Here is a 14644-nt window from a genome sequence, read left to right as displayed (position 1 = left end):
CCTCGCGGGCGATCACCACCGCCTGCTCCACGCCGTCGACGGCGTTCAACGCGGCGCGCACATCGCCGAGTTCGATGCGGTAGCCACGGATCTTGACCTGTTCATCGGCACGGCCGAGGTAGCGCAGCTGGCCGTCGGCGCCCCAGCGCACCAGGTCGCCGGTGCGATACATCCGCTGCCCGGGCCGCCCGAACGGGCACGCCACGAACCGTGTTCCGGTCAGGGGGGCCCGGCGCAGGTAGCCAACGCCCAGCCCGGCGCCCGCCACGTACAGCTCGCCGACCGCACCCGTCGGCACCGGCCGCAGCCAGCCGTCGAGCACGAACAGGCCGGCCCCGCCGACCGGGGTGCCGATGGGTACGACGTCGGCTCCCGGCCGCAGCGGGGCGCTGACCGCCACGCACATCGTGGTCTCGGTGGGGCCGTAGGCGTTGAGCATGACCGTATGGGGGGACCACTGCTCGACGACCTCGGCCGGGCAGGCTTCACCGACCACCACCAGTGTCGCCGACTCCAGGCCCGCCGGTGACAACATGGCTGCGGCAGAGGGGGTTTGGGTCAAGACGGTGACACCTTCGGCCACCAGCAGTGCCTGCAGGTCCGGCGCCGAGCGGGCCACCGCGTCCGGGACGACGACCACCCGGCCGCCGCGCAGCAGGGCCCCGAAGATCTCCCACACCGCGACGTCGAAAGCCGGCGAGTGCGCATGGCTCCAGACCCCGGCCGGCGGCAGCCCGGACTCCAGCGACGCCAACAACTGGGTCACGTTCGCATGGGTGAGCCCCACACCCTTGGGTACACCGGTGGTGCCCGAGGTGTAGATGACGTAGGCGAGATCATCCGCGGCCGGGCGCGGCAACGCCGTCCCCGGCTGCCCGGCGACACCCGGGTCATCGACGTCGAGCACCGCACCGGTGAGACCGTCGAGGCGACCGGCGAACTCGTCGGTGGTGATCGTCACCGCCGGCGACGCGTCGGCCAACACGAAGTCGATCCGCTCGGCGGGCCACCCCGGATCGACGGGCAGATAGGCCGCGCCCGTCTTGAGTACCGCGAGCATGGCGGCGACGGTCTCGGCCGACCGCGACAGCAGCAGCGCGCAGCATCCACCGGGGCCGCAGCCGTACCCGGAGAGGGCGTGCGCCAGCCTGTTCGACGCGATGTCCAGCTCCGCATAGGTGATCGCCCGGTCCCCGTCGCTGACCGCGACCGCATCCGGGGTGCGTTCGACGTGGGAGGCGAAGAGCTCCAGCATCGACGTGTCGATTGCCGGCCGGGTCAGCGTCTCCCGGTGGCCCAACGCATCCAGGTGCGAATGCTCGTCAGGGGCAACCAAATCCACCGCGGACAGTGGCCGCGCGGGATCGGTGGTGATCGCCACCAGGACCCGCCGCAACCGCTGCACCAGTGCCTCGACACTGGAGGAGTCGAACACGTCCGTGCGGTACTCGACGATGCCGCCGATACCGGCCGGCGCTCCGGCCGGGTTCCACTTCTCGGACAGCGAGAAGGCCAGATCCATCCGGGCGACCTGGGTGTCGACGGGCAGTGGTGTGACCGCCAGGTCGTCGAGCACCAGTCCGGCCGCGTCATCGGTGTGCTGCCAGGGCAAGTTCTGCCAGCCCAACATCACCTGAACCAGCGGGTGGTGGGTGAGGCTACGGCTCGGGTTCAGCCGCTCGACGAGGACCTCGAAGGGCACGTCCTGATGCTCATAGGCGGCCAGGCTGCGGCTCCGCACCTGATCCAGCAGTTCGGCCAGCGTCGGGTTACCGGCCAGGTCCACCCGCAGCACCAGGGTGTTGACGAAGAAGCCGACCAGGTCGTCGAGCGCCGGGTCGCGCCGACCGGCGATCGGAAAGCCCACGGCCACATCGGAGCTCGCGCTCAGTGTGGCGAGCAGTACCGACAGGGCCGCCTGGATCACCATGAAGCTGGTCGCGTTGTGCTCGCGCGCCACCCGCGCGATCTGCTCCTGGAGGGCGCCGTCCCAGTTCACCTCGACCGTGGCACCACGCTGGTCGGCCACGGCGGGATAGGGGCGGTCGGTGGGCAGGTCGAGGCGTTCCGGCAGACCGTGCAGCGCCTCTTCCCAGTAGGTCAACTGTTCGGCGATCGGGCTGGTGTGGTCATCGATATCGCCCAATTGCGCGCGCTGCCACAGCGTGTAGTCGATGTACTGGACCCCGAGCGGTTCCCAGGCGGGTGCTGTGCCCGCGCACCTGGCGGCGTAGGCCAGCCCCAGGTCGGTCACCAAGGGCCGCAACGACCAGCCGTCCGCGGCGATGTGGTGCACCACGGCGACGAGCAGATGGTCCTCCTCGGCCGCGCGGAGGAGGGTGGCCCGCACCGGGATCTCCGCACTCAGGTCGAAGGCGTACTGCCCCGCCGAGCGCACCGCACCGGCCAGCCGGTCCGGGCTCCAACCGTCCGCATCGACGACGTCCCAACCGATCTCGGCGCGGTCGACGGCGACAACCAGCTGTTGCGGGGTTCCGCCCGGCGCCACGAATCTGGTGCGCAGGCTTTCGTGCCGGGCCACCACGTCGGCCAGGGCGGCACGCAGCGCGTCGCTGTCGAGCCGGCCCCGCAGCCGCAGCGCCACCGGCATGTTGTACATCGGGGACGGGCCCTGCAGCTGGTCGATGAACCACAACCGGTTCTGCGCGAACGACAGCGGGACGACGTCGGGCCGCGTACCGGCGACCAACGGTTCCTGCCCGCGCCCGCAATCGCCGAGGCGCAGCGCGAGTTGGGCCACCGTCGGCGCCTCGAACACGGTGCGGACCGGGAGGTCGGCCCCCACTTCGCTGTTGATGGCCGCGATCAGCCGCATCGTCGACAGCGAGTCGCCGCCGAGGTCGAAGAACGAATCATCCACCCCGACCCGGTCGACGCCGAGCAGCTCCGCGTAGATCGCGGTGAGCATCTCCTCGACCGCGCCGGACGGGGCGCGGTAGCGCGCGGTGTCGTGGTAGTCGGGGGCGGGCAGCGCCCGGGTGTCGAGCTTGCCGTTGACCGTGACGGGCATGGCCGGCACGGCGAGCACCGCCGCGGGCACCATGTAGCCGGGCAGCCGCTGGGCGAGCGCCGCGCGGGCCTCCGCGGGATCGGCTGTGCCGGTGATGTATCCGACGAGGCGTTTGTCGCCGGGCCTGTCCTCGCGGGCGATCACCACCGCCTGCTCCACGTCGGGCACGGCGGCCAGCGCCGAACGAACCTCGCCGAGTTCGATCCGGTACCCGCGGACCTTGACCTGTTCGTCGGCGCGGCCGAAGTAGTCCAGCTGGCCGTCGGGCCGCCAGGACACCAGGTCACCGGTCCGGTACATGCGCTGACCGGGTGCGCCGAACGGGCAGGCCATGAAACGCGTTGCCGTCAAACCGGTCCGGCGCCAGTAGCCGATGCCCACGCCGAGACCGGACAGATACAGCTCGCCGACCACCCCGGGGGGCACGGGCCGCAGCCGTTCGTCGAGCACGAAGAACGCCGCGCCTGCGGTCGGCGAGCCGATCGGTGGCGCCCCGGAGCCCGCCGTCAGCGGTGTGCTCTTGCACAGCCACATCGTGGTCTCGGTCGGCCCGTAGACGTTGACCATGGTGCGCCCGGGGGCCCAGCGGTCCACCATCTCGGGCGGGCAGGCTTCGGCACCGATGACCAGCGCGGTGCCGTCCAGCCCATCGGTGGACAACACCGCTGCGGCCGAAGGGGTTTGGGTGAGCACGGTGACCCGCTCGCGGACGAGTAGGTCGTGGAAGTCCGCCGCCGAACGCGCCACCGCGTCGGGCACCACGATCAGCCGGCCGCCGTGCAGCAGGGCACCCCAGATCTCCCACACCGAGAAGTCGAAGGCGTACGAGTGGAATTGCGTCCACACCTGTTGCGGGGACAGGTCGATCCCGATCTGCAGGCCCCGGAACAACTGGGTGACGTTGCGCTGGGTGACGGCCACGCCCTTGGGCACACCGGTGGTGCCCGAGGTGTAGATGATGTGGGCCACGTCGTCGGGCCGGGGAGCGGGCAGCGGCGCACCCGGCTGGGCGTCGACCGGATCATGCACGTCGATGACGGGAACACCCGTGCCGGCGAACCGGTCGGCCAGCTCCGCGGTGGTGACGGCGACGATCGGCGCGGCGTCGCCGAGCATGAATTCGACGCGCGCCGCGGGCAGCGCCGGATCCATCGGCAGGTAGGCGGCGCCGGCCTTGAGAACGGCCAGGATCGCCACGACCGCTTCGGCGGAACGCGAAAAGAGCAGCGCCACCGACTGTCCCGGGCCCGCGCCGTGTTCGGCGAGCCGGCGCGCCAGCCGGTTCGCGGCGTCGTCGAGCTGCTGGTAGGTCAAGGACCGGTCGCCGCACACGAGTGCCACCGCGGCGGGGTCGCGGGACACCTGCGCCGCGAAGAGCTCGACCACCGTCGCCTCGGTGGCCGTCGCGGCCAGGACCGCCCTGTTGCCCCACCGGTCCAGCCGCACGTGTTCGGCGTCGTCGAGCAGATCGACGGCAGCCGGCCGGAGGTCCGGATCGGCGGTCAGGGCGTTCAGGAGTCGCCCCAGCCGGCCGACGAGCGCACCGACGGTGTCGGCGTCGAAGATGTCGGTGCGGTACTCGACGTTCACGTCGAGGCCGGCGGGTTCGCCGTCCTCATCCCACCGCTCGCCCAACGAGAACGCCAGATCCATCCGCGCGGTCTCGGTGTCGACGGGTAGCGGCGTCACCTGCAGGTCGCCCAGTGCCAGGCCCGCCGCGTCGCCGGCCTGCCAGGTGAAGTTCTGCCACCCGAGCAGCACCTGGACCAACGGGTGATGGGTCAGGCTGCGGGTCGGGTTGAGCCGCTCCACGAGCACCTCGAACGGCACGTCCTGGTGCTCGTATGCGGCGAGGCTGCGGCGACGGACCTGGCTCAGCAGCTCGGCAAACGTGGGGTCGCCGGCCAGGTCCACGCGCAGCACGAGGGTGTTGACGAAGAACCCGACGAGTTCGTCGAGCGCGGAGTCGCCGCGGCCCGCGATCGGGAAGCCCACGGCCACATCGGTTGTCGCGCCCACCCGGGAGAGCAGTGCGGCGAACGCCGCCTGGATCACCATGAAGCTGGTCGCGTTGTGCTCCCGTGCCACCCGGCGGACCTGCTGCTGCACCTCGGTCGGCCAGTGCACCGACACGCGGGCGCCGTGGTGATCGGCCACCGCCGGGTAGGGGCGGTCGGCGGGCAGCGCCAGCCGTTCGGGCAGGCCGGTCAGTGCCTCTTCCCAGTAGGCCAGCTGGGCGGCGATCGGGCTGGCCTGATCGTCGATGTCGCCCAGCTGTGTGCGCTGCCAGAGCGTGTAGTCGACGTACTGCACCGGCAGCGGCTCCCAGGCGGGGGCCTGCCCCACACAGCGGCTGGCGTAGGCCAGCCCGAGGTCGCGTACCAGCGGGGTGATGGACCAGCCGTCGGCCGCGATGTGGTGCACCACGGTGACCAGGATGTGTTCGCCGTCGCTGACGCGGAACAGTTTGGCGTGGAACGGAATCTGGGCCGCCAGGTCGAAGGTGTGCCGGGTGGCGGCGCTGACCGCCTCGTCGAGCCGCGCGGCGGGCCAGCCGGCGGCGTCGACGTGGTCCCACCCGATGTCGGCCTGTTCGGCGGGCAGCACCACCTGTTGGGCGGTGCCCCCGGGCGCGGTGTAGAGGGTGCGCAGGGATTCGTGCCTGCCGACCACGTCGGCCAGTGCCGCCCGCAACGCGCCGGCGTCCAGCCTGCCGCGCAGCCGCAGCGCCACCGCCAGGTTGTAGATCGGTGAGGGTCCCTGCAGCTGGTCGAAGAACCACAATCTGTTCTGCGCGAACGACAGCGGCACCACGTCGGGCCGCGCGGTCGCGGTCAGCGGCTCCAGCCGGCGGGCATCCCCGCCGACCCGGGGCGCCAGCTCGGCGACCGTCGGCGCCTCGAAGACCGTGCGCACCGAGAGATCGGCATTCAGGCTGGCGTTGACGGCACCGATCAGGCGCATGGCGGACAGCGAGTCGCCGCCCAGATCGAAGAACGAATCGTCCACCCCGACCCGTTGCACGCCGAGCACCTGGGCGTAGATGTCGGCCAGGATCTCCTGCACCGCGCCCACCGGGGCGCGGTAACCGTCGGCATCGGAATACTCCGGCGCGGGAAGGGTTTTGCGATCCAGCTTGCCCGAGGAGGTCAATGGCATCTCGTCGAGCACCACGATGTGTGGGGGCACCATGTAGTCGGGCAGCCAGGTGCTCAGTCGCCGACGCACCGCGCTGAGCTTGGTGCTGCTGTGCGGTTCGTTGGCCAGGTGATGCTGATGCGGGTCCGGTAGGTACACGTCGGTCAGCACGGCATCCGTGGGCCTGACGAAGACGGCGTCCACGGTGCCGGGCTCGGCGCCCCAGGTGACAGCCACGCGATAGCCGGCGCCGGCGCCCAGCCGATGCAACTCTTCGGGTACCACTCCGGCCTGCACGGTGCCGACGGCGCCGCCCGCCGCGAGTGCCCGTTCGCCGGCGACGTCACCGATGACGCCGGCACGCGGAATTCCGCTGATACGCAGTGCATCCGGGATCTCGGTGGTCAGCCGATCCGTCAAGACGGACAGGTCCGCGACCTCCGCCCACGGCCAGGCGGGGGCGGTCGCGACCGAACGGACCGCGGCGGGTGCCTTATGGATGGTGACGTCGTAGCGGTAGCGGCTCAGTTCGTTGTCCGCTGATCCGCGTCGGACCTGGATGTCGAGTCCGCCCGCGGCCGACCATCGGGAGAAGAATTCCGGGGCCAGCAGCAGTTCGGGTTCGCCCAGCACGGCGTGCTGCACGCGCTGGCGCAGCACCGCCGCGTCGGTCGATGCGGTACTGCCGGTGCGGGCCATCGCGATGCCGGTCTGGAAGGCGTTCTGCAGACTGTGATTGCGCACATCGCCGATGAACAGGGAACCACCCGGCGCCAAGAGTTCCAGCGCGTTGTCGATGACCTCGGCCAGATAGGTCGCATTGGGGAAGTACTGCACCACCGAGTTGACGATGATCGTGTCGAAATGCGCCGTCGGCAGGCCTACGGTGACGTGCGCGGGCCGCGCCGACAGGTCGACCCGGTCGCGCCACGGAATCTGCCACTGCTGCAACGCATGTGTGAGCTTGTCGACGGCGGCCGCGGAGATGTCGGTGGCCACGTAGCGTTCGCAGTGCGGGGCGACCTGGGAGAGCAACAGGCCCGACCCGGCGCCGATTTCCAGGGCGTGCCGCGGGTGCAGCGCCAGGATCCGGTCGACCGTCGTCGAACGCCATTCCTCCATCTCGGCCAACGGAATCGGTTCTCCGGTGTAGCTGCTGTTCCACCCCCGGAAGTCGGACCCGAACGGCACCGCCTCGCCGTCGGCCGCGTACAGCTCGTCGTAGATGGTCTGCCATTCTTCGACGATCTCGTCGTCGTGCTGGGTGTCGCGGTTGGTCTCGGTGGCCTGCTCGAAGGTGATGTAGGCGACCAGCTGGGAACCCGTCGTGCCGTGGTGCACGGTGGCCGCCGCCTGACTGACCTGCGGGCAGGCCAGCAGTGCACTCTCGATCTCGCCGAGTTCGATGCGCTGGCCGCGCAGTTTGATCTGGGTGTCGACGCGCCCCAGGTAGTCCAGCGTCCCGTCGGCGTTCCACCGGGCCAGGTCGCCGGTGCGATACATGCGTTGCCCTTGTCCGCCATGCGGATTGGCGACGAATCGATCGGCGGTCAGGCGAGTGCGGCCGAGGTAACCGTGCGCCAGCGCGGGTCCGGCCAGGTACAACTCGCCGACCACGCCGACGGGTACCGGGTTCAGCTGGGCATCGAGTGCCAAGGTGCGCACGCCGCCGATCGGTGCGCCGATGTTGACCGGCCGCGCCGGTGTCAGCGGTGTTCCGGTGGCCCAGATGGTGGCCTCGCTGGGGCCGTAGGCGTTGAACATCCGCCGCCCGGGCGCCCACGCGTGCACGAGCTCGTCCGGGCAGGCCTCGCCCCCGGTGATCAGGGTCGTCAGGCCGTCGAGGCGGGCCCGGTCCAGCGATGCCACCACGGTCGGGGTCAGCAGTGCCGCGCTCACCCGCTGCCGCTGCATCAGCGCGGTCAGCGCCTCGCCGGCGTAGACATCGCGGGGGGCCACCACCAGCGCGGCCGCGGAGCCGGTCGCCAACAACAACTCGAACAGCGAGGCGTCGAAGGTGGGCGCGGCGACCGCCAGGACGCGGGCGTCCGGGCCCAGCCCATAGCCGACACGTTGGGCCGCAGCGGCTCCCAGCAGTCCGGCATGCCCGACCGCCACACCCTTGGGCTCGCCGGTCGAGCCCGAGGTGAAGATGACATAGGCAGTGTTGGTGGGGTTCAGCGGGCCGGGCCGGTCGGCGTCGGTGAGCGGCGCCGCGCTGAATTCCCCGAGCTGCAGGTCGTCGATCCGCAACACCGGCCGGGCTCCGGCGCCCGCCACCGTGTCGGTCCCGCCGGTCAGCACACACACCGCCGCCACCGAGTTCAGGACCGTCGCGATGCGTTCCACCGGATGGGTGCGATCCACCGGCACGTAGATGGCGCCGGCCTTGCTCACCGCCCACCAGGCCGCCACCAGTTCCGCACTGCGGTCGATCGCCACGCCGACGGCGTGCTCGGGCCCGGCTCCGTCGCCGATCAGCTTGCGCGCCAATCGGTTCGACCACTCATCGAGTTCGCGGTAGGTGTAGCTGCGGTCAGCGTCGATGACGGCGACCGCTTCCGGATGGGTGATGACCGCGGCCGCCAGCAGCTCGGTGGCGACGCCGACCGGCGCCGTGGCGTCCGCACCCGACCAGCGGTCCAGCTCAGTCTGTTCTTCCGCACCGAGCAGGTTGACCGACAACAACTTTCGATCGGGCTCGGTGGTCATGGCCACCAGCAGCCGGCCCAGCCTGCCGGTCAGCGCGGCGATACCGGCCGCGGTGAACACCTCGGTGTCGTACTCGACGTGCAGGCTGAGTTCGCGGCCCGGTAGCGCTTCCACCGTCAGCGGGTAGTGGTTGTATTCCCGGTTGGTGAAACCGGCCATGGTCAGGTCGTCGCCCAGCGGGACGTCGGTGTCGATCGGATAGTTCTCATAGACGAACAGGGTGTCGAAGAGTTGCTCGTGGCCGGTGGCGCGATGAATCTCGGCCAGGGCCAGGTGCTGATGGTCCAGCGTGTCGTTGTGCGCGGTCTGCAGCTGCCCGAGCAGATCGGTGGCGGTGGTGTCCGCGGTGATGGCGGCGCGCACCGGCACCGTGTTGATCAGCAGGCCCACCATCGATTCGGCGTCGGCCACGTCGAGTTGGCCCATCCGGGATCGGGCCGTGCCGAACGCCACGTCCTGGTTGCCGGTCAGCGCGGTGAGCAAGACGGCCCAGGCTGCCTGCAGCACCGTGCTGACGGTGGTCTGGCGGGACCGGGCCAGTTCGCCAAGCGCCCCGGTCGTCTGTTCGGAGACCTCGAAGGTGGCGAAACCGCGCCGCCCCAAGCCCAATCGATCCTGCAGCCGGTCCCGCGGGCCGACCAGAGTGGGCGTGTCGAAGCCGGCGAGCACGTCGCGCCAGGCCGCGCGCGCGGCGTCCAGGTCGCGGTCGGCCAGCCAGGTGATGAATCGGCGGTAGGACGCGGCGGCGGGCAGGCGTTGCCCGAAGTAGCAGGCGAAGATCTCGCGCAGCAGGATCGGCATGGACCAGCCGTCGAGCACGATGTGGTGGTTGGTCAACACGAAGCGGTGCCGCTGCGGCGCGGTGCGGATCAGCACCGCCCGGAAGGCCGGTTGGTCACCGAGGCTGCCGACGGCGGTGCGTTCCCGCGTGCAAAACCGCTCGATCTCGTCTTCGAGCCCGTCGCCGGTGCCGCTGAAATCCAGGAAGCTCCAGGCGATCACCGGATCCGAGAGGATGACCTGCACGGGATGCTCGTATTGCCTGCAGAACTGCGCGGCCAGGTGCGGGTGCCGGCCGACCACCGTGCGCACGGCGTCGTGCAGCCGGTCCGGGTCGAGCGTGCCGACGAGCGTGAAATCCAGCTGCACCGAATACATGTCGGCGAACACCTCACCGCCGGCGGTGCTGGTGTGGAACAACAGCCCCTGCTGCAGCGGAGTCAACGGCAGAATGTCGGCGATCCGGTGGTGGCGCTGCAGTTCGTCGATCTCATCCTGGTGCAGCCGGGCCGGCACGATGTCGGACGGGGTCAGCCCGCCACCGCCGGCCCGCACATGCGCGCAGATACCCGCCAGGGCCTCGAACCACAGCGTGTTCAGCCGCGCGACCTCGTCGCGCTCCAGCACGGACGTGGCCCAGGTCCAGTCGGCCTGCAACTGCGGGCCGGCGGCGGTGTCGATGGTCCCGGCATCGAGCTGCACGCTGTGGGCCAGCGGAATAGCCAGTGCGGCAGCGAGACCCGAGCGGGAGAGGCTGTCGGAGCCCAGTCGCCAGAGGCTTTCGATCCCGTCGATGGCCGGGAAGCCGAACCGGCCCAGATAGTTGAACCCGATGGTGGGCTCGGCGGCGTCGAGCAGGTTGTCGGGCCGCAGGTAACGCAGCAGCCCGTAGGTCAACGAATCCGGCAGTGCCCGCAGTTGCTCCTTGGCGTCCTTGAGCACCGGACCCAGCGCGGCGTCGCCCGCACCGATCCGCGCCCAGGGCACCCCGGCCCGGTCGACGGTGAGCGCGACCGGGTACTTGGTGGTGAACCAGCCGACGGTGCGCGACAGGTCGACGTGGGCGCTGAGTTCTTCGTGGCGGCCGTGGCCTTCGACATCGATACCCACCGGCGCCGTCGGGTTGCCCGCGAATTCTGCTACTGCCAAGGCGAATCCGATGAGCAGGACATCCTGCACCCCCGCGTGGAACGCGGCCGGCACCTCGCCGAGCAGCATGCGGGTGCACTCGGCGTCGAGTGTAGCCGTCAGCTGGCCGGCGGTCGCGTAGGTGTCACCGGGACCCGCGGGTGCCAGCACCGGCGGTACGGCCGCCGTCCGTTGCCAGGTGTCCGTGTGCCGCGTCACCTCGTCGGAACGGGCGTGCTCGGTGAGCAGCTGCGCCCACCGCTGAAACGAGGTGCCGGTGGGCGCCAGCGTCACCGGTTGCCCGGCCCGATGCTGGCCCCAGGCGATGTTGATGTCCTCCAACAGGATTCGCCAGGACACCCCGTCGACGGCGAGGTGGTGGACGACGAGGACCAGCTCGCCGCTGGTCGCGACCCAGACCGCGCTGAGCATCACCGCGGTGGCCGGGTTCAGCCGTGACCGGGCCGCCAGCACCACCGCATCGGACAGTTCGTCCACCACGCGCAGGCAGTCGCGGGCGTCGACCTCGCCGGCCTCCAGTGTCTGCAGCGCACCGTTTTTCAGGCGCAGCCGCAGCATCGCGTGCGTGTCCAGCAGTGCCTGGAGCACCGCGGTGACGTCGGCCTCGATCACTCCCGCCGGTGCCTGCACCACCAGCGTCTGGTTGAACTGGTCGACCGGTCCGTCTTGGGTGGCCAGCCACCGCATGATCGGGGTGGCCTGCACCGGTCCGACACCGTCGTCCGCGACAACGGTGTCCGTGTCGGCTGCCCCCACCGCGCGCGCGAGGCGTGCCACGGTCTGCTCGACGAACACATCGCGCGGCCGGCACGTCAGTCCGGCGGCCCGCGCCCGGGCCGACACTTGCATGGAAAGGATGCTGTCGCCGCCGAGTTCGAAGAACGAGTCGTCCACGCTGACGCTGTCGACACCGAGCACGTCGGCATAGATGCCGGCCAGCAGTTCCTCGGTCGCGCTGCCGGGGGCGCGGTACGCGCCTGCGGTGTACTCCGGTGCGGGCAGCGCCCTGATGTCGAGCTTGCCGCTGGTGGTGAGCGGCAGTTCTGCCAGCACCACAACCACCGCGGGAACCATGTACGCCGGCAGCCGTAACCGTAGCGCCGCCCGCGCCTCGACCGGGTCGACGACGCCGGTGACGTAGCCGACCAGCCGTCTGTCGCCGGGCCGGTCCTCGCGAACGATGACGGCCGCCCCGGCGACGCCCTCGATACCGGCCAGTGCCGTGTGCACTTCCCCGAGTTCGATGCGGTAGCCGCGGATCTTGACCTGATCGTCCGCGCGGCCCACATAGTGCAGCTGACCGTCCGGTCCCCAGTACACGAGGTCACCGGTGCGGTACATCCGCTGCCCGGCGGAGCCGAACGGGCAGGCGACGAAACGCGCCGCGGTCAGGCCGGTCCGATTCACGTAGCCGGCCCCGACTCCGTCACCGGCGACATACAGTTCGCCGACGACGCCGGGGGCCACGGGCTGCAACCATGAGTCGAGCACGAACAGTGCCGACCCCGGCACCGGTGTACCGATCGGCGCCGCGCCGCTGCCCGCGGTGAGTGGGTCGCTGACCGCGACATAGATCGTGGTCTCGGTGGGGCCGTAGGCGTTGATCATCGTCCTGTTCGGACTCCACCGGTCGACGATGTCGGCGGGGCAGGCTTCACCACCCATGACCAGCGCACAGGATTCCAGTCCCTCATCGACCAACATGCCTATGGCAGAAGGGGTCTGGGTGAGGACGGTGACCTGCTCGGCGATCAGCATGTCGTGGAATTCCTGCGGCTCAGCCGACACGGATTCCGGTATCACCACCAGCCGGCCGCCGCGCAGCAGCGCCGCGAAGATCTCCCAGATGGAGAAGTCGAACGCGTAGGAATGCCAATGCGACCATGCCTGCTCCGCCGGCGCGGGCAGCCCGCCGTCCAGCGACGCGATGAGCTGCGTCAGGTTGTGGTGGGTGATGGCCACCCCCTTGGGGGTGCCGGTCGTCCCGGAGGTGTAGATGACGTAGGCGATGTCGCCGGCGTCCGGTGCGGTGAACGCGGAGGCGACATCCGCATCGTCGACACCTGCATCGTCGACATCGATGGCGCGCACCCCGAATTCGGCTACCCGGGCGGCGAGTTCGGCATTGGTGAGCACCGCCGACGGGGCGGCATCGGAGAACAGGAACGAGATTCGGGCGTCCGGTAGCGCCGGGTCGATCGGCAGGTAGCTCGCGCCCGTCTTGAGCACCGCCAGGATCGCCGTGACGGCCTGGGTGGAGCGCGGCAGCAGCAGTGCGATCCGCTGCCCCGGGCCGATCCCCCGTTCCACGAGCAGATGGGCGATGCGGTCGGTCGCCTCGTCGAGCTCGGCGTAGGTCAGCGACTCACCTTGACTGCTGAGCGCGATCGCCGCGGGACTGCGGCGGACCTGCTCGCCGAACATGGCCGGTATCGAAACCTGTTCCGGCACAGATGATGTCAACGCAGACCAGTTGCCGAGGCTTTCGAGGTGGGCACGCGTGGGCTGGTCCAGCAGATCCAGGGACGACACGGGCCGTCCCGGATCGACGATCATCGCATGCAGCACGCGCTCCAAACGGCCCGCCAGCTCGGCGGTGTCGACCGCCGCGAGTGGCCCTGCCGAACCGAAGACGCCGAGGAACACCTCGTCACCTGTGCCGGAGAACAGAAATCCCGAGCCGCGACCGGGCCCGGAGATCAGCTCGGCCGACGCCGAGGTGGCTCCGAACGGCACCGTGAACGACGAGGGCAGGAAGTCGACGACCATCCGGTCGGACAGCTCACCGGGGCCGCGCAGCCCGGACTTGCGCTCCAGGGCCTCCACCGGGAACCGCTGGTGGTCCAACGCCTCCCGGATACGCACATCCACGTGGGCACAGAAGTCCGACACCGAATCCGTCGGCCCGACACGCAGGCCCAGCGGCACCACCCCGGCGACCATGGCGGGCAGGGTCTTGGTCTCCGGGCGCACCCGCCTGCTGACGGGGAAGTCGAGCACGACGCCGTCACCGTCGGCGCACCAGCCCCGCACGATCAGTGCGCACGCCGCGGTCAGCACGGTGGAGCGCGGCATGTCCCACGCCTCGCACAGGCGCTGAACCCGTTGCAGGACTGCGGAATCCAACGGGACGTGGGCGGTGTTCCTGGCGGAATCATGGCCTGGCTGCGTGCCGGGTGTGCGCCGCCCCAGACCCGTGCCCTGCGCCGGCGTCGGGAGATTCGCCGTCCAGTACTCCCGATCGGTCACGTAGGACTGTGACTTCTCGTAGTCCGATTCGCAGTCGATGAGCTCCTGCAACGATCCGAAAATCGACGCGGGGATCGGCGCGCCGGACTCCAGCGCCGAGTACAGCGAGGCGATCCGCTGGCACACCAGGGCCAGCCCGTAGCCGTCGATGACGATGTGGTGGCAGCACACGAACAGGTAGGTCGTGCCCGCCGCGGCCTGGAAGACGGCGAATCTGAAGAGCGGGCCGGACAGCGGCATGGGCGTGCGCTGGATCGACGAGGCGATGTCGCGCGCTTCGCGCKCGGGGTCGGCGGCCTGGCTCACGTCGAACACGGCCAGGTCGACCCCGGCCGCCTCGGCCGGGCGCTGGTAGACCTCGCCGTCGACGTCGAGGAATGTGGCGCGCATCGGCTCGGCCTCGTCGACGGCCCGCCGAATTGCCCATTCCAGGGCGTCCAGTTCTATGAAGCCGTCGATCTCGGTGAAGAGGCCGAGCTGCCAGGCACTGCCCGCCTGGGAATCGCTTCCCGTTTCCTGTGCCAACCAGATGTCAAGCTGCCCGCGCGTGATCGGCAGCGCTGCGTCGTCGTTCCCGAATTCCAT

General features: G+C 70.3%; 1 protein-coding gene (running past one end of the window). It reads right to left on the bottom strand.

Annotated elements, in window-relative coordinates; all coding sequences use genetic code 11:
- Nucleotides 1-14644, bottom strand: the beginning of a protein-coding gene (locus AC1DY7_RS04290) for a non-ribosomal peptide synthase/polyketide synthase (RefSeq protein ID WP_477492416.1). Its footprint begins 16268 nt before the window's first position; 14644 of the gene's 30912 nt are visible here — the first part of the coding sequence; it begins with the start codon at nt 14642-14644; the stop codon falls past the left edge of the window.

The organism is Mycobacterium sp. P2_H7, assembly GCF_056403275.1.
Note: the sequence above shows the minus strand (reverse complement) of the source record. Positions and strands in the feature narration are given on the sequence as shown.